Source organism: Devosia sp. Z6_126, assembly GCF_058133495.1.
The window spans coordinates 1,105,788-1,125,676 of record NZ_JBYUNO010000001.1; the positions used below are offsets into that span (position 1 = coordinate 1,105,788).

General features: G+C 60.2%; 15 protein-coding genes and 2 pseudogenes. 15 read left to right on the forward strand and 2 right to left on the reverse strand.

Annotation, left to right across the window (positions count from 1 at the left end; genetic code table 11):
• The first annotated feature begins 14 nt into the window (after positions 1-14).
• From AC3YOG_RS05405 to AC3YOG_RS05445, 9 genes and pseudogenes are all read left to right on the forward strand, one after another.
• The gene (locus AC3YOG_RS05405) at positions 15-488 is read left to right on the forward strand and encodes a tripartite tricarboxylate transporter TctB family protein (protein WP_489934356.1); all 474 of its coding nucleotides are present in this window, start codon (positions 15-17) and stop codon (positions 486-488) included.
• A 2-nt stretch (positions 489-490) separates the two neighbouring features.
• Positions 491-1,993, forward strand: a complete 1,503-nt coding sequence (locus tag AC3YOG_RS05410) for a tripartite tricarboxylate transporter permease (protein ID WP_489934357.1) — start codon at positions 491-493, stop codon at positions 1,991-1,993.
• A 48-nt stretch (positions 1,994-2,041) separates the two neighbouring features.
• A complete protein-coding gene (locus AC3YOG_RS05415; protein ID WP_489934358.1) occupies positions 2,042-3,784 on the forward strand; it encodes a thiamine pyrophosphate-binding protein in 1,743 nt (580 codons plus the stop codon).
• A gap of 6 nt (positions 3,785-3,790) precedes the next feature.
• Entirely contained in the window at positions 3,791-4,762 is a 972-nt protein-coding gene (locus AC3YOG_RS05420; protein ID WP_489934359.1) for a PhnD/SsuA/transferrin family substrate-binding protein, read from the forward strand.
• 1,106 nt (positions 4,763-5,868) lie between these two features.
• A complete protein-coding gene (locus AC3YOG_RS05425; RefSeq protein WP_489934360.1) occupies positions 5,869-7,104 on the forward strand; it encodes a hypothetical protein in 1,236 nt (411 codons plus the stop codon).
• A 113-nt stretch (positions 7,105-7,217) separates the two neighbouring features.
• Positions 7,218-8,303, forward strand: coding sequence for a tyrosine-type recombinase/integrase (locus AC3YOG_RS05430; RefSeq protein WP_489934361.1), 1,086 nt, complete (start codon positions 7,218-7,220; stop codon positions 8,301-8,303).
• 297 nt (positions 8,304-8,600) lie between these two features.
• Positions 8,601-10,127, forward strand: coding sequence for an IS21 family transposase (gene istA, locus AC3YOG_RS05435; protein ID WP_489934362.1), 1,527 nt, complete (start codon positions 8,601-8,603; stop codon positions 10,125-10,127).
• Complete coding sequence (istB, locus tag AC3YOG_RS05440) at positions 10,117-10,896, forward strand: IS21-like element helper ATPase IstB (RefSeq protein ID WP_489934363.1); 780 nt, start codon at positions 10,117-10,119, stop codon at positions 10,894-10,896. Before istA ends, istB begins: the two co-directional genes overlap by 11 nt.
• A gap of 83 nt (positions 10,897-10,979) precedes the next feature.
• Positions 10,980-11,725: pseudogene (locus tag AC3YOG_RS05445) on the forward strand (LLM class flavin-dependent oxidoreductase); the annotation flags it as partial.
• Between the two features lie 268 nt (positions 11,726-11,993).
• On the opposite strand, the gene AC3YOG_RS05450 reads toward AC3YOG_RS05445, so the two are convergent.
• Entirely contained in the window at positions 11,994-12,263 is a 270-nt protein-coding gene (locus tag AC3YOG_RS05450) for an alpha/beta hydrolase family protein (RefSeq protein ID WP_489934364.1), read from the reverse strand.
• Positions 12,264-13,006: 743 nt separating this feature from the next.
• Here AC3YOG_RS05450 and AC3YOG_RS05455 point away from each other — a divergent pair.
• Positions 13,007-13,912, forward strand: a pseudogene (locus AC3YOG_RS05455) (tyrosine-type recombinase/integrase).
• Positions 13,913-14,304: 392 nt separating this feature from the next.
• On the opposite strand, the gene AC3YOG_RS05460 reads toward AC3YOG_RS05455, so the two are convergent.
• Positions 14,305-14,958: a GntR family transcriptional regulator gene (locus tag AC3YOG_RS05460; RefSeq protein ID WP_489934365.1), complete on the reverse strand. Its 654-nt coding sequence runs from the start codon at positions 14,956-14,958 to the stop codon at positions 14,305-14,307.
• A 253-nt stretch (positions 14,959-15,211) separates the two neighbouring features.
• Between AC3YOG_RS05460 and AC3YOG_RS05465 the strand changes: the two genes are divergently transcribed.
• The 5 genes from AC3YOG_RS05465 to AC3YOG_RS05485 all read left to right on the forward strand — a co-directional run bounded on the left by AC3YOG_RS05465 (position 15,212) and on the right by AC3YOG_RS05485 (position 19,791).
• On the forward strand, positions 15,212-15,676 hold the full coding sequence (locus tag AC3YOG_RS05465) for a tripartite tricarboxylate transporter TctB family protein (RefSeq protein ID WP_489934366.1): 465 nt from the start codon (positions 15,212-15,214) through the stop codon (positions 15,674-15,676).
• A 1-nt stretch (position 15,677) separates the two neighbouring features.
• Positions 15,678-17,231, forward strand: coding sequence for a tripartite tricarboxylate transporter permease (locus AC3YOG_RS05470; protein ID WP_489934367.1), 1,554 nt, complete (start codon positions 15,678-15,680; stop codon positions 17,229-17,231).
• A gap of 73 nt (positions 17,232-17,304) precedes the next feature.
• Positions 17,305-18,264 carry a Bug family tripartite tricarboxylate transporter substrate binding protein gene (locus tag AC3YOG_RS05475; protein ID WP_489934368.1) on the forward strand — a complete coding sequence of 320 codons (960 nt, stop codon included), beginning with the start codon at positions 17,305-17,307 and terminating at the stop codon, positions 18,262-18,264.
• Positions 18,265-18,340: 76 nt separating this feature from the next.
• Positions 18,341-19,267 (forward strand): dihydrodipicolinate synthase family protein, encoded by a 927-nt coding sequence (locus AC3YOG_RS05480; RefSeq protein ID WP_489934369.1) that lies wholly within the window; start codon positions 18,341-18,343, stop codon positions 19,265-19,267.
• Positions 19,268-19,527: 260 nt separating this feature from the next.
• The gene (locus AC3YOG_RS05485) at positions 19,528-19,791 is read left to right on the forward strand and encodes a PrpF domain-containing protein (RefSeq protein WP_489934555.1); all 264 of its coding nucleotides are present in this window, start codon (positions 19,528-19,530) and stop codon (positions 19,789-19,791) included.
• Positions 19,792-19,889 lie beyond the last annotated feature (98 nt).

Here is a 19,889-nt window from a genome sequence, read left to right on the forward strand (position 1 = left end):
TCTCAGGAAGTTCAATGAGCTTAGCCCAAATTAGAGGACCCCGTAATTTCGTCGGGGGCTTGTGCATTGCTGCGTTTTCGGCGGTTGCCCTTGTAGCGCTTGGCAATCTGCAAATGGGATCAATGCTCATGATCGGGCCGGCGATGATCCCGCGCACGGTGGCCATAATGATCGGAATGGGTGGGCTTGCTCTGATGGCCGCAGGGCTGCTGCGTGACGGAGCTAGTCTCGATCGCTGGCAAATGCGCGGTCCCTTATTGATGACGGCGGCGGTGCTGATCTTCGCAGCCACTATCCGCATGCCCGGATTTCTGATTGGAGCGCCGCTCTCCATCATCGTCGCGGGCTACAGTTCGCCCGAGAACAAGCTCAGAGAGCTAATTCTTTTCGCCGTGCTGATGACGATCTTCTGCATCCTGCTCTTCAAGGTGCTTCTGGGTCAGCCCTTGGTGGTCCTGTATGTCCCCGGCACGTCCATAAGGATTTAGTTTTGTTTGACGTATTCGGAAATCTGGGGCTGGGCTTCAGTGTCGCCGCCTCCATGCAGAACCTGCTGCTGTGCCTCGTGGGTTGCCTCGTGGGCACGCTCATCGGGGTTCTGCCTGGTATTGGCCCCATAGCCACCATCTCTATCCTTTTACCGCTGACCTACGGGCTCGAGCCTACTTCCGCTCTGATCATGCTGGCCGGCATTTATTACGGTGCTCAGTATGGCGGCTCCACGGCGTCGATCCTCCTCAATATCCCTGGCGAGTCCAGCGCCGTGGTCGCCGCACTCGATGGCCATGCCATGGCGCGCGACGGTCGGGCCGGCGTGGCGCTTGGCATTGCCGCCATTGGATCATTTTTCGCGGGTTCGTTTGCGACACTGCTTATGTCCACGATCGCGGTGCCTCTCGCTGCTGTCGCCCTCATTTTCGGCCCTGCAGAGTACTTTTCGCTGATGGTGATGGGGCTCGCCTTTGCGATTCTTCTCGCCCGCGGATCCGTGTTCAAGGCAATTCTTATGGTGCTATGCGGGCTTCTGCTCTCAACGATCGGACCGGACCTCACAACAGGGCAACTGCGCATGACATTTGGCCTGCCCTGGCTCTCTGACGGCATCGAGATTGCGCTGCTTGGTATGGGCCTGTTTGGGATCGCCGAAGTTTATCGCAGCCTGGAGCATGGCGAGGTGCGGACGCGCCACGTGGCCAAGATCGGCCGGCTCATGCCAAACTGGTCCGAATTGCGCCAGTCGGCCCCTTCAATCTGCCGGGGCACGGCACTCGGATCCATTCTTGGGCTTCTGCCAGGCAATGGCGCGGTGCTGGCGCCCTTTGCTTCCTACGCTATTGAAAAACGCATTTCCAAGACTCCGGCCCGTTTTGGGAAAGGCGCGATCGAGGGGTTGGCCGGCCCGGAAAGCGCTAACAATGCCGGGGCGCAGACCTCGTTTGTGCCGCTGCTCACGCTCGGCATTCCGCCCAACGCTGTCATGGCAGTAATGGTGGGTGCCATGATGGTGCATGGCATCGTGCCCGGCCCGCAGATCATTACCCGAACTCCAGACCTGTTCTGGGGTTTGATCGCTTCGATGTGGATCGGCAACTTGATGCTGCTGGTGATCAACCTCCCGGCTGTGGGTCTATGGGTCAAGTTGTTGCAGGTGCCGTACCGCTTCATGTTCATCGGCATTTTGCTTTTCTGCTGCATCGGCGTTTATTCTATCCGCCGGGAGCCGATGGATCTCGTTGTCCTCGCAGCGCTCGCCATGGTGGGCTACGGCCTCGTAAAGCTGGATTTTGAACCCGCACCCTTGACCTTGGGCTTTGTGCTCGGTCGGATGATGGAAGAAAATCTCCGGCAGGCGCTGATCATCTCGCGTGGTAATGCCCTCACCTTTGTTGAGCGGCCCTTGAGCGCTACCTTTTTGGTGCTGGCCGTCGCCATGCTCGCGATCGGCATCCTCCCTTCCATCTCGCGCCGCCGCGAGGAAGTATTCACGGAATAAGGGCCTGCCTTCCTGCTCCAAACCCCGTTTTAGTGGAAAGTCAAAACGATGAACATCCGTGCCGAAGCTCCTGACCTGGGTCCCCCCGAATGGGGCAGTGACGTCATTGCCGACGTGGTGGCGGCTCTGGGTTACCGCTACATCGCCCTCGTGCCAGGCTCGAGTTTCCGCGGGTTTCAGGACAGTCTGGTCAATCGCCTTGGGGCCCATGGACCCACAATGCTCGTCTGTCTGCATGAAGAACACGCTGTCTCCATCGCCGATGGATTTTCACGCGTGGCCCACGAGCCCATGGCGGTGGCCTTGCATGCCAATGTAGGGCTGATGCATGCCTCAATGACGATTTTCAACGCCTGGTGCGATCGGCGGCCCATGCTGATTATCGGCGCCACCGGTCCGGTGGACGCCAGCAAGCGCCGGCCCTGGATCGACTGGATCCACACATCCAAGGATCAGGGCGCATTGGTGCGCCATTTCGTGAAGTGGGATGATCAGCCGGCCTCGGCTTCTGCCGCTGTGGAGGCGGTCGTACGGGCAGACATGATCACCCGCACCGCCCCATCGGCTCCTGTCTATATATGCCTCGATGTGGAAATGCAGGAAAGCAGGATCCAGCCTAGCGCAACCATTCCAGCGCTTTCGAGGTACGCCTTGCCGGAGGCGCCGGTTGCATCTGCGTCAACCTTGCAGCACATCAGCGAAGAACTCGTCACCGCTCAGAACCCCGTTTTCCTATTCGGGCGCGGTTCGCGCACGCAAGAGGCTTGGGACAATCGAGTGCGCCTCGCCGAGAGCCATGGTGCAACCGTGCTAACCACCTTGCACAATGCTTCCGTGTTTCCAACGGAGCACGAGTTGCACATGTTGGCGCCAGTCGGCGAGCGGCCGGCGACAACAGAAGCCGCTGTGCTGGAAGGCGCCGACCTAATCGTGTCGTTTGACTGGCACGATCTTGGTGGCTTTCTCCACTCACGCCTGAGCCGTGGGTTCGTAGGCGGCAAGGTCATTCATTGTTCGCTCGATGAGACTTTGTCCAACGGCTGGAGCATGGACCATCAGCAGTTGGCCCCGGCGGACATCCGCGTGCTGTCACACCCCGATGCGCTCGTCGCGCAGCTGCTGCCCCTGAGCCGGGAGCGACTCGCCGACCGCCCGAGCCAGCGAGGTCACTGGACGCGAGAGGCACCGGCGGGCCCGGAAGCTGGGGCGCCATTCAACTCGGAGCAGATGGCTTTCACGCTGATGCAGTTCGCCCAGGACCGCAATGTGACCTTTGCGCGGTTGCCCTTCGGGTGGCCGCGCTCTGCTAGCCGCTTCCGCTCGCCTTTGGACTTTCTGGGCAAGGACGGCGGAGGTGCCGTGGGCACCGGGCCGGGCCACACCATTGGCGCGGCATTGGCCCTTCAGGGCAGCGGCCGGTTGCCCGTCGGCGTGATGGGTGATGGCGATTTCCTGATGGGCGGCAATGCCCTTTGGACGGCATCAAACCAGAATATCCCCATGTTAATCGTGGTCGCCAATAACCGATCTTACTTCAACGATGAGGTTCACCAGGAGCGAGTTGCACGGCAACGAGGCCGCTCCGTCGAGAACAAGCACATCGGCCAGCGGTTGACCGAACCCTGTGTCGATATAATCGCGATGGCCGCCTCTCAAGGCTTTCAGGGAAGAGCCTCGGTTCGCAACGTGGATGACCTCCGGGCGGAACTTCTCCATGGCGAGGAGATCGTTGCCAATGGTGGCCGGTTCATCATCGATGCGCAGATCGAACCTGGCTACTCGGATCGGTAGAGGCCCATGAAACTCACTGTTGCTTGCGGCGCCTATGACCGCACGTGGCCCCTTATCGCCTCCCTCGTGACGGTGCCGGGTTATCCATTGGACTGGAAGCTCTATCCGACGGAAGAAATATTCCTGCGGGGCATGATACACGGCGAGTTCGACATAGCTGAAATGTCTCTGAGCACCTATTTGTTGCAGCAATCTCGAGGCGAATGCCGGTACCGGGCGCTGCCGGTATTCGTGTCCAAAAAGTTTAGGCACGGTTCGATCTACATCCGCTCGAACAGTGGCATTGATCGCCCAGAACAACTGCGCGGCGCTCGCATTGGCCTTCCCGAGTACCAATTGACCGGCAATGTCTGGGCGCGCGGCATGCTGTCGGACGAGTACGGCGTGGCCGCCAGCGACGTGCACTGGCACATCGGCGGGGTCGATGAGCCCGGGCGCGACGAGAAGGTGCCCGTCGTTCTGCCAACAGAGTTTTCCGTGAGCCGACTGGGCGCTGACGAAACCTTGTGGAATTTGTTGTGCGATGACCGCATTGACGGGATAATTGCGCCTCGTGCGCCAGCCGGCTTTACGGCCGGCGACCCTCGCATCCGGCGCCTCTTCAGCAATACCGTGCACGCCGAGCAGGCCTACTTCAAGAAAACCGGCCTGTTTCCCATCATGCACGTCCTGGGTGTTAAAAACGAGCTGGTGGACAGTGAGCCACTTTTGCCCGCGGCTTTGGTTGCTGCTTTCGACGCTTCACTGAAAATGGCCGGGCACAATCTCAAGCAAAGCAATGTTGATACAACGATGCTGCCTTGGCTAGCGGAAGGTTTACATCAGACGGTAACGCTGATGGGGGAGGATTATTGGCGCTACGGTCTCAGGAACAACCACAAGGAATTGTCGGCAATTCTTCGTTACGTTGTAGAACAGGGCATAGTCCCAGGCCCGCTTACACTCGAATCCTTGTTTGTGGGCGATTTTGAAGTTTGATGAATTTGCGGCGGCTGAATCTTCGTTCAGTGGTTTCATAATTCATGCGGACACTTGTGCGGGGCGCCGGCCGGTGCGCCTTGCTAAGCGTGAACTTCCACTCTTTCAGGCGCTGGATCATCACCACAGGAGAGCGTAGCCATTCGCCCTCGCCATTACCCGTCATGCGCGCACGGTCAGCGGACGGTCTGAAGGGCTTTATGCGACCTTTGCCGGCTCTTCCAATTGATCATCCATGAACCTGTCCAGCACCCCGTTGGCGTCGCCATCAGGCACACCTCTGGCATGTCGTCGCCGAATGTGCCGGTCTGGCTCAATACCGGCGATGCGGAGCTGTTGGCGCCTGATGGCCTCGGGCACGGAGCGACATGTTATGGGGGCCAGCTGGGCGATGTTCGCGTGGCGTCGTTGCCCCATCATGGCCGGACCCAATTCCGACGGCGATCTGCAGGCGTTGTTTTCGCCTGGCAGGGTGCTGACGGCACAGGCCAAGGGGCCGCCCAAAAGCATCCCGGCGGTGTCGTTTCGACGGCTGCGGGTGGCAAGCTTGCGACGGTGACCTGGAACGCGGGCCCTGCAAGACGCCGATGCATGCTGCGCATCGTCTCGGCCCCACCCAGTCAGGCAGCGAGCTGATTTCTCCGATTAACGGATTCACCGTTAAGCGGGTCGGAAAATAGTTTTGGGGCCTCCACCGAAAACGCCGATACTGGGCGTTTCGTAATCCTTCGCGGCCATTACGGGCGATTGCTGCAAGCACGACGGGCGGAGACGCCCGGTTTGCCTGGCTTTATCCAAATTTCATCGGAAACGTAACTTTACTTCCACGCGCGCGCACCCGCGTCCCGACCCCAAAAATCGCCCCGAAAAAATTCGGAGACGGCCAGTTTTACTGGGGTTTCGCGTGATCGCGGAAACTATAGGAATCTACGTCAAGGATAAGTAGCGCTAACCATCTATCGACGAAAAGTAATCCTTCATACGCTTTGCTTTCGTCATCTCCATGGCGGCAGGTGCAATCAACCCGCATTACTCTTGATCCTCTCCCCAAGGCCCTTGATGCTTTGTCGGAGACGCGTTTTCGATGTTCATTGGAGAGTAAAGTCATGAGAGTGAGACGAGGCAAAAATCACGGAGAATCCGTTTGGTGGGCTGTCTATTACGACCCCCAGCGCCACCAGAAACCGTTTCCCATCCCGGCCGATGCTGACGAGGCTGCGATCGACGCCATCAGGCAGCAAGCGCTCATCCATGCCCAGTGCTCGGACACAAGGGTCGATCCCGACCAGAGCTGGGCGGGCTTCCTGCGCTATTTCAGTGCCCATCTGCCTGACGACCTCGGCTACGACCGCACCTCGCGTTCACGCACCCGTCTGCTCAACTGCGCCCGCTTGGTTCCCGACGTGCCTTTGGTCCATGCCAGCGCCGATCACGTCGGGGCCTTCTATCTCGCCATGCTCAAGGCCAAATGCTACGGCGCGGGCACGATGCCCGCCATCATGCATCTCCTGGCCTGGGCGTTCGACCATGCCGTGCTGCAGGGCCGCATGCCAGTCAATCCGTTCGTCGCTTACTACATCAATCCCGACAACCGCCTCAAACGTGTCGAGCGCGATCTCGATCCCTCCCCCGTTCACTGCTTTTCGACCATCCGCCGCGGGTTCTCCTTTTATGGAAGGCTCGTATTCGTGCTTGTCAGCCGCGCGAGCCTGCATACGACCGAAGCCATTGCCCTGCGCTGGCCCGACATCGATTTTGAGGCGCGCACCATCACCGTGCGCGAAATGTTCCGGACCGGAGAAGGCATCGGGGTCGCCACCGCGAACAGGGAAAGGACAGTCACCGGTGTCTGTCCCTGGGTCATGTCACTGCTCGTCATAGCAAAGGCAGCCCACGAGCGTGTCGACAACCCCTATGTAATCAACGACCTGCAGCGGGGCGGAGCCCAGCGGACCCGATCCGGGCTGTTGCGCCACTTCAACCGCCAGATCCAGAAAGTTCAGCTCAAGGCGGGTATCAAGAGCATGGAAACGGGGCTCCCCTACAAGTCCAAGGACTTCCGCCATCGAGGCATCATCGACCGGCTCAACGCCAATCCCCGCGCCTTCCTAATGGTCAAGAGTGAGGCCGGCTACGCCAATCCCCGCTGGTTTCCTGATCGTTTCGAAAGCGAGCTCAAGCACGATGATAGTGCCGAGCAGCTGGCGCGTGCGGTCGCCGGGATGGAAGCGCTGCGCCAGTTCCAGCTGAGCTGGGCCGCCCCCACTCCCACCAGCATCGACTCCGACCGGCCTCCTGTGGCCGATCGTTCCCTGACATCGAAAAGCAAGGAGCCGGAATGATGTCCCGCACCGCAACCAAGCCCAAAATCCATCCTGCCGAGGTCGGCAATCGGCATGACGGTACGCGCCGACGCGTCTACAAGCGGTCCAAAACCGAAGCAAAGGCCGTCTCGATGGACGTCAAGGCCTATCAGGCCCGCATGGTCAAGGCGCTGGGCCGTAGCACCATCGCCGACGCCGCCAGGGCCCGGCTCGACAAGCTCAAGCTGGAAAACGAAACCCGTAAGGTCAAGTCGCTCGATACCGAAATGCGGTTGCGCATTCTGCCTGCGATCGGCGACCTGCAGTTGCGGCGATTGACGCTACAGGATCTGGTCGACTTTCGTGAGCACCTCCAGGGCCGCGGCCTGAGCGGGCCTTGCGTCAAGAACACGATGGTCATTCTCTGCCAGGTCGTGCGCGAGGGGTTCGGCAGTTGGCCGCCACCGGCGCGGTATCCCCGCGAAATCCCTGGTAAGCCGAAAGCTGCGCCCTGCGGCACCCAGGGATTGAGCTACAAGCAGAAGTTCGTTCCGGTGGGGAGCGATAATGACCGCAGGATCGCGGCTTCGAGCGGGTCGCTCAGGATCCTTCTGGTGCTTTTAATCCACTTCGGCCTGCGGATCGGGGAAGCGCTCGCGGTCCGAGTCTGTGACCTAAAGTTCGACGGCGAGCAGAACCTGTCCTGGCTCACGGTGCGCAAATCCCAGGGCGAAAAGGCAGCGCGCAAACGCACCAAAACCCCCAGGGGAAAACGCACGCTGCCGATGACGCCCTTCGCCGAGAAGGTGTTGCGTCAATGGATCGCCGATACCGGCGCGTCGCCGGAGCGGCAGCTGATCAGTGAAAGCGACGACGTGATCCTTCGCTGGGGTCGCATGGCGCGCCTACACAGAAAGCTCCTGGTCGAACTGGGCGGGCCGATCTTTACGTTTCACGGCTATCGGGCCGGTTATGTGACTGCAGCTTTGGTCGGCGGCATGGCCTTGCCGATGCTGATCAAGTGGATTGGCCACAAGCACATCTCCACCACGATCATCTACTATGTCGGCTCCATCGTTCTGGCCGAACAGCTCTGGCGCAAGGTTAAACCCAATAGTGCAGCGGACGAAGCGCCGCTTGCGCGCTTCGAAAAAGAGATGCCGGGCACCGCCGCACTTGAAGACCTGCGTGCGGCTGTCGTCGCATCCGAGGAAGCAGACGTAGTGCTTGCCGCCTAGCGGCATCGACCTAGTAGCCATGCCACACCGCATTGAGGTCAACAACGGTCGCCGGTCGCCCAAGGGCGGTCGGCTTTGGGTCGAAATCATACCGTCCGAGTTGGCGTGGGAAAGCAGTCGGCGGGCATGCTGATAAGTCCGGTTTCTGCGCATGCCGATACGCGTCGGTGCCGGCGGCATCATGCTTGTTGATTGGCACCGAGATCTGACCCTCTGAGGGCAGAAGTTTTCACTGAGATTTGACCCATGTTTTGATCGTCCCCGGGCTGTTGGTCGGGGGACATGGGAGTGATCGACATGGCGTTATTGAGCGTAATCCGGCGCTGGCATTTCCGTGAGGGGGTGTCGATCCGGGAGATCGTGCGGCGCACGGGATTGTCGCGCAACACGATCCGAAAGTACCTGCGGTCCGACACGGTGGAGCCGAAGTTCAAGCTTCCTGCTCGAGCGAGCAAGCTTGATCCGTTTGCCGAGAAGCTTTCGGACTGGCTGCGAGTGGAAGCTGGTAAGTCGCGCAAGCAGCGCCGGACGGCCAGGCAGATGCACCATGACCTTGTGGTCCTGGGCTATGAGGGCTCCTACGAGCGCGTCGCGGCGTTTGTGCGGAGCTGGAAGGCAGAGCGGCAGCGAGAGCAGCAGACCAGCGGGCGCGGCACCTTTGTTCCCTTGGTGTTCGGGCCGGGCGAGGCCTTCCAGTTCGACTGGAGTGAAGACTGGGCCATCCTGGGTGGCGAGCGCACCAAGCTTCAGGTCGCCCACACCAAGCTGTCTCATAGCCGGGCATTCATCGTGCGAGCCTATCTGCTGCAGAGCCACGAGATGCTGTTCGATGCATTGACCCAGGCGTTCCGGGTGCTCGGTGGCGTACCGCGCCGGGGCATCTTCGACAACATGAAGACCGCCGTTGATCGGATCGGCACCGGCAAGACCCGGCAGGTCAACGCCCGTTTCGCTGCCTTGGCCAGCCACTACCTGTTTGAGCCCGAGTTCTGCAATCCGGCATCCGGGTGGGAAAAGGGCCAGGTGGAAAAGAATGTCCAGGATGCTCGCCGGCGCCTATGGCAGCCCTTGCCCAGCTTCCCTGACCTCCAAGCCTTGAACACCTGGCTCGAGGAGCGATGCATCGCGCAATGGAGCCAGATCGTGCACGGCGGCCTTCCAGGCAGCGTCGCCGATGTGCATGCCGGAGAGGTTCCGAGCCTGATGGCATTGGGTCGCCCCTTTGATGGCTTTGTTGAGCAGACCAAGCGCGTATCCCCGACTTGCCTGGTGCACTTCGAGCGCAACCGCTACAGCGTGCCGGCCTCATTTGCCAACCGCCCGGTCAGCCTGCGCATCTACCCCGAGCGGATCGCCATTGCGGCCGAGGGGCAGATCCTGTGTGAGCATGAGCGGATCATCGAGCGGTCCCACCACCAGCCGGGACGCACGGTTTATGACTGGCGGCACTATCTGGCGGTGATCCAGCGCAAGCCGGGTGCCCTGCGCAATGGGGCTCCCTTCGTTGATCTGCCAGAGGCGTTCCGGCGACTGCAGGGTCATCTGCTCAAGCACCCCGGCGGTGACCGCGAGATGGTGGAGATCATGGCGCTGGTGCTGCACCACGATGAGCAGGCGGTTCTGTATGCCGTGGAGCTGGCGCTCGAAGCGGGCGTTCCCACCAAGACCCACATCCTCAACCTTTTGCATCGTCTGGTCGATGGCAAGGTCAGCCAGGTCGCGGCGATCGATGCCCCCCAGGCGCTGGTACTGCGCCAGGAGCCCAAGGCCAACGTTGCGCGCTACGACACGCTGCGCGGCAAGGATGTGCGCCATGCGTCATGACCCTGCCAGTGCCGCCGTCGTGGTCATGCTCCGCAGTCTCAAGATGTATGGCATGGCCCAGGCTGTCGGGGAGTTGGTCGAACAGGGTGCACCAGCGTTCGATACTGCTGTGCCGATCCTGTCCCAACTGCTCAAGGCCGAACTCGCCGAGCGGGAGGTCAGGTCCATTGCCTATCAGCTCAAGGCAGCCCGCTTCCCCGCCTACAAGGATCTGACCGGCTTCGACTTTGCTTCCAGTGAGATCAACGAGGCTTCGGTACAGCAACTTCATCGCGGCACCTTTATCGAAGGCGCTGATAATGTGGTGCTGATCGGTGGCCCCGGCACCGGCAAGACCCATATCGCCACCGCGCTTGGCATCCAGGCCGTTCGCCATCACCACAAGAAGGTCCGCTTCTTTGCGACCGTCGACCTGGTCAATGCACTCGAGCAGGAAAAAGCCGCCAACAAGGCTGGCCAGCTTGCCGATCGCCTGCTGCGCCTCGACCTGATCATCCTCGATGAACTGGGCTATCTGCCGTTCAGCCCGTCAGGCGGGGCGCTGCTGTTCCATCTGCTCAGCAAGCTCTACGAGCAGACCAGCGTCGTTATCACCACCAACCTCAGCTTCAGCGAATGGGCCGGCGTATTCGGCGACGCCAAGATGACAACCGCTCTGCTCGATCGGCTCACCCATCAATGCCACATCCTGGAAACCGGTAACGACAGCTTCCGGTTCAGAGCAAGTTCTGCAGAACCCAAAACGAGAAAGGAAAAACCCGCCACTTGACCATCCCCGCAGCGGGGGAAACTATCGTCCAACCGGGTCACTTCTCAATGACAATCCCGGGTCAGATCCGAGCGACAATCAACATCATGCTGTCAAATCACGCTCCCTATATAGTCGCTGAACAGTTCGGAATCCTGGAGTCTCTGTTTCCGGGGCGCATTGACCTGGGCTTGGGACGCGCTCCGGGCACCGACCAGTTGACATTGCGCGCCTTGCGGCGCGATCCCGCCAATTTCCCGCAGGACGTCTTGGAGTTGCAGGCCTTTCTCGCGCCAGCCGGACCAAACCAGCGGATTGAAGCCGTTCCTGGCTCAGGCAGCAATGTCCCGCTGTGGATTCTCGAATCGAGCCTTTTCGGCGCGCAATTGGCGGCTGAACTGGGTCTGCCCTACGGTCTCGCTTCGCATTTCGCGCCCCAAGCGCTTGATCAGGCTTTGACGATCTATCGCGATCGAGTCAAGCCATCCGAACAGGCCGCTGCCCCCTATGCGCTGGTCGGCGTCAATGTGATTGCTGCCGAGACGGACGAGGAGGCGCGTTTCCTTGCTACGTCGCAGCAGATGTCGTTCGCAGATATCTTCCGCGGACAGCGCCGGCTCATGCAGCCGCCAATCGAGGATATCGACACCTATTGGGGACACCGATGGAGAAGGCGCAGGCCGGGCAGATGCTGGATTTCAGCGTCATTGGCAGCAGGGAAACGGTCCGCCGCCGCCTGCAGCAGATCATCGCGCGCACGCAAGCCGATGAGCTAATGATCGTGTCGGATATGTATGATCCGCAAAAGCGCTTGCGCAGCCTTGAACTCACAATGGATGCCGCAACTTAAGGGCATACCGGCGAAATCACAGGTTTCTGGTGACCGGCAAGAGTAGCGTAAGGTCAATTCGGCCTTAGGTCAGGAAGGGCTGCTTCTGGGGATCTAGAGTGTGACTCCGAACGACTAATTAGGTCGACAGCTGCCGATAAGCAACGCGCCTCATTTGGGCCGTTGTGGCCGTCTTCGCGATTTCCTTGCAGCTGACGGTCCGCTCAATGTCGAGAACGGGGACTGTTGCCTAGCAGCTTCCTGGACCTCGGGAGGGTTAGACGGTCTTTCAACACAGATGGCGTTCGAGAAATGAAATGAGGTGGTCGTGGTGCTCGTTTTCGGCCGCACTTCCGGGAACATGATCTTGACCCTCGTAGTAGTGGACTTCTGGACTGCGCCCGTTCGAACTTAGCTTGACCGCTAAACGTCTAGTCATTTCGACGGACCAGACGCGATCTGCCGTACCGTGGCTGAGGAAAAGCGGGTTGCTGAACCGCTCGATCTCGATGGGGCTTGCAGACCTGCTGCCAAGCAAGAAGAACCGCGCCAAGACCATGCCCTTTGGGCGGGGTCCCACGGCTGCCAGCCCGGATCTCCGCTGTCGCGATAGCTTCGGGCGTCAAAAGCGCCGCATACGACATCTGGCGGGCTGTGCGCAGCAACGGCATCTGGCAGCCCGGCCAAGCCCTCGAGCGCCATAAGGGATGTAAGCAGCAGAGCATATGTTCAGCCCCGCGCGACACTCCGTAAAGCGCCACTCTATTGCTGGTGAACGAAAAGCCACGCAGCGCCGCGAGAGCGTCGAGGCTGCGGTCCAGTGGCACCTCCTCTATGCTTCCCGCATTCCACGCGTTCCCCCTTTGGAATAACTAAAGGGAAAGCCAGGAAGCCATGGGCGGCTAACAGAACAGCGTTCCGGTGGCTCCATCCGGACCAGGCTCCTTCCGAGCCGTGAAATATCATGACCGCAGGAAAAGGACCCTCACCTGCAGGTCCATAAGTGGTCCCCAATCCGGTATCAGTTTTCGAACATCCTTAGTCGCGAGACGATCTCCTGAATATGCGTCAGGTAAAATCAGCCTAGGCGACTGGATGCGCAATCAAAAGGCTCCTTTGTGGCTGTGCGCCAGCAAGACTGATCATTCGGGAATGGTGCAGGCGCAGACAGCATTGCGCCCCATGCACGAACCCGCTGCGCGGGAGGGGTGCATGCGGCTGGTTCAGCGTCATCGTTTAGGCCTTTGAGCAGCTGAGGTCTCAGTCGGAGCATGGAGTTCCCTTCAACGAGAGGAACTCCCCATGGTTACGTCATCGATCGATGCTCCCACCACGCCGCTCCGCCAACGCATGCAGCAGGACATGCTGATGCGTGGTTTGGCATCCACACCCAGCACGATTATGTCCGTCACGTCTGCCGCTTTGCCGTCTTTCTGGGGCAGAGCCCTGATACGGCCACGCCCGATAATATCCGCCGCTACCAGTTCCACCAGCATGAGAGCGGTGTCAGCCCCTCCACGGATCAATGGTGCAGTCTCGGCATTGCGCTTCCTGTTCGACGTGACGCTAAAGCGGCTCGATCTGTCTCGGGCCCTGGTGATCACCCGCTATCAGCGCCAGTTGCCTGACGTGCTCAGCATCGAGGAAGCGGCCCGGCTGCTCGAGGCCACGCCGGGCATCAAGTACAAGGCCGCACTTGGGGTCGCCTATGGCGGGGGCCTGCGCGTCTCCGAGGTGGCGCACCTTAAGGTCGACGATATCGACAGCGCCCGCATGCTGATCCGAATCGAACAGGGCAAAGGGCGCAAGGACCGCAACGCCATGCTCTCGCCTCAGCTGCTGGAGCTGCTGCGACTGTGGTGGCGCGAAGGCAAGCGGCGGGGCGTCGTACTGCCTCACGGCTGGCTGTTTCCGGGGCGCTCCCGCACCGATCCGATCTCATCGCGGCAATTGCATCGTGCGGTGCAGGAAGCGGCCGAGGTCGCCGGCATCCGCAAGAAGGTAAGCCCGCACACCCTGCGGCACAGCTTTGCCACCCACCTCCTCGAGCAGGATGTCGATATCCGGGTCATCCAGGTACTGCTTGGGGACTCCAAGCTCGAGACAACAGCGCTCTATACCAACGTCTCAACCCGCACGATCCAGGCGGTCGCCAGTCCGCTCGACCGGCTGATGGCCCTGATGGAGGACAAGCCCCCGCCCGCCTGATCCGGTGCGCGCCTCCATCTGGCACATGCTCAACTCCAGAGGCCGCAGATCGCGGTCGCCACTCGACTACGCCAACTCCGAAAATCCCATAGCGCAGCGCATGCGGACCGCAGGTTCCTGCATGGGCGGCTTTGCGACGCCAACAGCATCCCAAACCCTTCACCATGTCAGCCGTTCGAGCTACGCCGGCCAGTGCTTAAAAGCGGACAATGCCGCCGCGCGCAACGAGCTCGCTTAGCAATCATGGAAAAGGACAGCCGCCTACATGACAAACGAAGGATCGGCTTGCCGCTCTGCGCATCGAATTGCCGCCCTCCGCAAAGCCGGTGGCACGCTTTTCTGGGAGATCCCCGTAGTCGCGGGCACCCGATCGTTTCGTTTCTGCCGCCGCGTCACGGCTTGACTATAACTTCAAGACGATACTGCTTCGCGTGATAGATATGATGGCGAGCAATCAGTTCGGCCCCCGCCTTGTCCCGGCGCGCGATTGCATCGACAATGGCCTGGTGCTCATCGGCGACCGTAAGACGCCTGGCCCTGGAATTGGAGATGCGGCTTCTGACCAGCCCTAGATTATCCTCCAACGTGGAGACAGCCTCCTGAAGGTATTTATTGGCGCTTTCATCCAGTATCGAGTGATGAAACGTGATATTGGCCTTTGCAAGGACAGCGGGATTATCAATATTGTTTCTGTAGAACTCGGCATGTTGGTACATTCGGTCTATCGCTGCAGTTGATGCATGCTCTGCCGCAAGAGCCGCAGCCATCCCTTCCATTACCGCACGCATGTCGTAAAGCTCAATCACCTGGCGGCTACTGAGCTCCACGAGTTCCAGCCCCCGGCCGGGCACCGCCTGCAATAGGTGCCTGGCCTGAAGGCGCTTCAAGGCTTCGCGCACCGGTGTTCGGCTTACGCCTAGTTGTCCCGCCAGTTCCACTTCGGTCAGTCGCTCTCCAGGCTTGATTTCCCCGCTCCGGATGCGCTCCAGCAAAAGTGTGTATACAACGCCGCTCCGCAACTCGGCCGGAAATTTATCGCTAGGCATCGGAGGGAACTCCGCGGAAGTCATGCATAAAGCTCCCCTAGGGACCCGTTTGCGGTCGCACACTGCTCCCGACTTTGAGGGATTGTAGCTCGTTGCTGGATAGTAGCCAAGGTTCAAGCCGCGACCCGCAGCGAACATTACCATCAGGCCGGCGTGGAGCTGACTGTCAGTGTGCGTTTGACAATACCGGTAGGCTGTATACATTAATCCGCAGTGTGGCGGAGCCGTAGAGCTCCCTGCTCGGAGGATGGGCGTGCGTTTGAACGTAAAGAGTCGAGAGGACTTGTGGGCTGGAATCCTGTTCATAGGGCTTGGAATCCTGGCTACATACCTGTCCAGTGATTATCCGATGGGCTCGCCTCTTCGGATGGGGCCGGGATTTTTCCCGACGGTCCTCAGTATACTACTTGTCGTTTTCGGCAGCATCATTGTTGCGTTCTCGTTCCGACTGGAACTCGAAAACCCAGAGCACGTGCCCTGGGCATTCCGGCCTTGGCTGGTGCTCACCGGATCGCTCGTGCTGTTCGGCGTAATGATGCATTTCGAACTGGGATTCGTGCCGTCCCTAGTCGCGCTTATCGTGGGCAGTTCTCTGGCTCACAAAGACGTTCACATCCTCGAAACCGTGCTGCTGGCCATCCTGATCCCTGCCGCTTCGGTGGCCCTGTTCATCTACGGCCTGGGCCTGCCGTACCGTCTGTTTTGGTGGAGCTACTAGCTTGGACCTGCTTCAGAACCTCGTTTACGGCTTTTCGGTCGCGCTGACGATCGAGAACGTAATGTATTGTTTCATCGGCGTCTTTTTGGGCACGTTGATCGGTGTGTTGCCGGGGGTGGGGTCGCTGGCCACCATCGCCATGCTGCTGCCCCTCACCTTCGTGCTGCCACCCGTGTCGGCCATCATTATGCTGGCTGGTATTTATTATGGCTCCGATTACGGCGGGTCGACCACCTCGATCCTGGTCAATCTACCAGGGGAGGGCTCATCAGTCGTCACCTGCATCGATGGCCACCCCATGGCGCGCCAAGGCCGCGCCGGTCCGGCGCTCGCTATTGCGGCGAGCGCCTCCTTTTTCGCGGGCTGCGTCTGTACACTGCTCATTGCGGTTTTTGCTCCCATGCTCGCCAAGGTGGCGCTCCTTGTCCAGTCGCCAGAATATTTCGCGCTGATGATCATGGCCTTGTCCTGTGCTGCCGTGGTGGGAAGCGGTTCACTGATTAAGTCACTCGCCATGGTCACGCTCGGCCTGCTACTCGGCATTGTTGGTACGGACGTGAACACCGGCACGGCCCGCTTTACCTTCGGCACATGGTCGCTGGCGGAAGGCATCAGCATTGCGGTTGCCGCGATGGGCGTGTTCGGGTTGACCGAAATAATCAAGAATCTCGGTGACGACGAAATTCTACCCACGCTTCTGCAGAAGAAGATTACCGGGCTGATGCCCAAGCGGGCCGACATCAAGCAGTCCTTTCTGCCGATACTGCGCGGCACGGGCATCGGTGCCATCTTCGGACCGCTGCCAGGTCTCGGGGGCACGGCCAGTTCCTTCGCGTCGTACATGGTCGAGAAGCGGCTGGCCAAGGATCCCTCCCGCTTCGGAAAGGGCGCTATCGAAGGCGTGGCCGGGCCGGAGGCGGCCAATAACGCGAACGCGCAGACCTCGTTCATTCCCATGCTGACTCTGGGCCTGCCGGCGAGCGGGACGATGGCCCTCATGCTCGGGGCGATGACGCTGCATGGCATCACTCCGGGTCCCCAGGTGATGACAGCCCATCCGGATCTGTTCTGGGGGTTGGTGGCGAGTATGTGGCTTGGAAACGCCATGCTGCTAGTGCTGAACCTGCCGCTGATCGGGCTTTGGGTCCGCCTGATCAAGGTGCCTTACCGGCTGCTTTTCCCGGTCATCATTACCATGATGGGGATCGGCATTTACAGCATCAACAGCAATCCCGTCGATGTCTTGCTGATGGCCTTTTTCGGCTGTGCCGGCTATGTCCTGCTCAAGGTCCGGGCGTCCTTCCCGCCCTTGATCCTTGGATTGGTGTTGGGCCCGATGCTGGAAGAAAATCTGCGGCGCTCGCTGCTGATTTCACGCGGCGATCCCAGCATCTTTTTCACGCGACCGATCAGTCTGACATTCCTGCTGATCACGGCCGCGGTGCTTCTGCTGTTCCTCATACCCATGCTCAAGCGGCTTTTTGGCGGTGGCCAGGAAGGCGAGCAACCGAGTGGAACGGCAATGAACCGGAACACACCCGACAGGGTGCTGTAGGCACGGGCGCAGCGCCTGCTGCCTGAGGTCGCTCTTCATCGCGGCCTTCAAATCGAAATGGAGGAGTTAGATTATGTTGAGACGTTCGCTGATAACCGGCTTGGCTGCCGGCGTGAGCCTGATGGCCGTGGGTATGGCCTTTGCCCAAGACTATCCGAGCCAGCCGGTGCGCATCATCACCGCTGCTGCAGGCGCGACAAACGACCTGACCGCGCGCAGCATCCAGCAGGGACTAACCGAGTTGCTGGGTCAGCCTGTGGTCATCGAGAACCGTGGTGGCAGCGGCGTCATTCCCATCGAGGCGGTCGTCAGGGCCGAGCCGGACGGCCACACTTTGCTGCTGTTCGGTGCCGGCGTTTGGCAGCTCCCCTTCATGCAGTCGGTGCCCTACGACGCCGCCACCGACCTAGTGCCGGTGACCATGGTGACCACAGCGCCGGTCGTGCTGGTGGTCAATCCGACCTTGCAGGTGGAGTCGCTTGAGGATTTGATCGCGATGGCCAAGGCCGAGCCAGGCAAGTTCCTGTACGGTTCCGGCGCTTCGGGTGGCATCACCCATTTGTCGGCCGAGCTGTTCAAAGAAATGGCCGGCGTCGAGATCGAACGCATCGCCTATGAAGGCGCATCCCAAGCCGCCACCGCGGTCTTGAGCGGTGAAGTGCAGATGGCGTTCGTTGGGGTCAACACTGCCCGCCCGCATGTGGAAGCCGGCGCCCTAAAAGCGCTCGCGGTCACCTCGGCTCAACCTTCCGAGGTTTATCCAGACGCGCCCACCATCGCTTCTGTGGTGCCCGGCTACGAGGCTGCCACGGTTCAGGGCATCTTTGCACCGGCGGGCACCCCCGAGGCGGTTGTCGACCGTCTCCACAGCGACATAGCTCAGGTCCTGCAGGATCCGGAGGTCATCAAGCGTTTCCTCGAGTCCGGTGCCGAGGTTGTCGCGAGTACCCCGGAGGACTTCGCCGCATATATCGAGGCGGACGCAGCCAGCATGGGCAAGGTCATTGAGGCTGCAGGCATCACGTCCCAGTAGCACTTTCGAAATCGCCCATCTGGCCCGTGCCGGGTGGGCGTCATCCGTAATCGTACAATTAGCCAAGGACTGAAAGATGCTACTGCCCCAGGGACTGAACCCAGGCTCCTATACGCCCTTTACGCATGACAATAAGCTCAACGAAAAGGTCCTGTACGAAGAGCTCGAACGTGTCACGCCGGGCTCTGGAGGATTGCACGGGCCGGCCGGGCATAGCGAGTTCTCGAGCCTCACATTCGAGGAATGGAAGGTGTGGACGGACATCATGGTGGAGGTCGCGCACAAGGCGAACATCCCGGCATGGTCGTTCCTCGGCACGGAGAGTTTTGAGAAGACCCTGCCTTATGCCGACTATGCGCTGAAAGCTGGAGCGGACGGGTTTTTCCTCATCAATCCCTACTTCAACCGCTACTCGCAGGACGCCGCTTACCTATATTACCGCGACTTCGCCAAGGCGTATTCGGATACGCCGATCGTTTTCTATCCTTCCAAGCAAGGGGGAACCCATATCGAGCCAGCAACGATCGGAAGAATTGCCGAACTTCCCAGCATAGTGGGTATGAAGCTCAGCCCCGACAACAGCTTTGAAGAAATCGTCAAGATATTGGCGCTGACCAAGGGTAAGCCAGACTTCAAGCTGATCGCCGGCAATCTCACCATGCTGTATCCGATGCTGGCAAATGTGGATTTCGCTTCAAGCTGCAGTTCGATGTCGAACTTCTCCCACGAGTGGAGCCTGAACCTGTGGCGTGCCTATAAGGCCCGGGACTGGGCAGCGGCCGAGATGTGGACTCAAAAGCTCAGCCGCACTTTCTTCGTGCTGAGCACCGGCCACCGTCATGAGGGCGCCCGTGCCGGCCATAAGGCAGCGCTGGAGCTGCTTGGTCGCAAGATGGGCCCCCCGCGCCGGCCTGGCCTGCCCGCCGGTGAGGATCACATCGCTCGCATCCGAAAGGTGTTCGAGGAAGAAGGCCTGCTGAGCGGGGCAGGTTCGTCCACCTAAAGTCACGCCGAACCGTATCCTGCGGTGATTGAATAGTAAGAAAGGTGCCCCGCAAGGCGAGACGGTACGCTCAGCCGACCGGGTGGTTTTGGGGGCACCAAACAAGGACAGCGTAATGACGAGCTCGAAGACAACACTCGTCTGACGCGGAGGCTGGAGGAAATTCGTCTTTCCGTCGTAGCCCTGATGAACCTGGGCGACGTTACGGCAAGCTCTGTGCCCAAGATGGTGCTGGTGAGCCGGATACCAGCGGCGGCACTATTTCTACGCGCAGTTTCATTCCCCATCGCTGTTACGACGCCATAGGGGTACTGGAGGCAGTGAGTGTCGCTAGTGCCTGCCTCCTACCTGCGGGGCCCGCGAAGCGCAATGCGGTAACTCGCGAAAGTACCGAGCGGACCATAATCGTCGAGCATCCAACGGGCGAGCTGGCGGTGATTGCCCACCTTGACGAGAAGGACGATCTGACCCGTGCCGGGGTGTTACGCGCTGCTCGGAAGTTGCTGGATGGATTTGCATTTTAGTGAGCAGTCGACTGAAATGTTAGCCGACATTCGTGTGCGCGGGACAAGTATGCGCCCCATTCCGGCCGTTCGACGAACCTTCAAGAGGCCCCAAAGCG

What these genes read in the sequence shown, in the direction of transcription:
- AC3YOG_RS05405 (WP_489934356.1), top strand. Translation starts at nt 15, where the DNA reads ATGAGCTTAGCCCAAATTAGAGGACCCCGTAATTTCGTCGGGGGCTTG.
- AC3YOG_RS05420 (WP_489934359.1), top strand. Translation starts at nt 3,791, where the DNA reads ATGAAACTCACTGTTGCTTGCGGCGCCTATGACCGCACGTGGCCCCTT.
- AC3YOG_RS05475 (WP_489934368.1), top strand. Translation starts at nt 17,305, where the DNA reads ATGTTGAGACGTTCGCTGATAACCGGCTTGGCTGCCGGCGTGAGCCTG.
- AC3YOG_RS05425 (WP_489934360.1), top strand. Translation starts at nt 5,869, where the DNA reads ATGAGAGTGAGACGAGGCAAAAATCACGGAGAATCCGTTTGGTGGGCT.
- AC3YOG_RS05430 (WP_489934361.1), top strand. Translation starts at nt 7,218, where the DNA reads ATGGACGTCAAGGCCTATCAGGCCCGCATGGTCAAGGCGCTGGGCCGT.
- AC3YOG_RS05450 (WP_489934364.1), bottom strand. Translation starts at nt 12,263, where the DNA reads ATGGTCTTGGCGCGGTTCTTCTTGCTTGGCAGCAGGTCTGCAAGCCCC.
- AC3YOG_RS05460 (WP_489934365.1), bottom strand. Translation starts at nt 14,958, where the DNA reads ATGCCTAGCGATAAATTTCCGGCCGAGTTGCGGAGCGGCGTTGTATAC.
- AC3YOG_RS05415 (WP_489934358.1), top strand. Translation starts at nt 2,042, where the DNA reads ATGAACATCCGTGCCGAAGCTCCTGACCTGGGTCCCCCCGAATGGGGC.
- AC3YOG_RS05480 (WP_489934369.1), top strand. Translation starts at nt 18,341, where the DNA reads ATGCTACTGCCCCAGGGACTGAACCCAGGCTCCTATACGCCCTTTACG.
- istB (WP_489934363.1), top strand. Translation starts at nt 10,117, where the DNA reads ATGCGTCATGACCCTGCCAGTGCCGCCGTCGTGGTCATGCTCCGCAGT.
- istA (WP_489934362.1), top strand. Translation starts at nt 8,601, where the DNA reads ATGGCGTTATTGAGCGTAATCCGGCGCTGGCATTTCCGTGAGGGGGTG.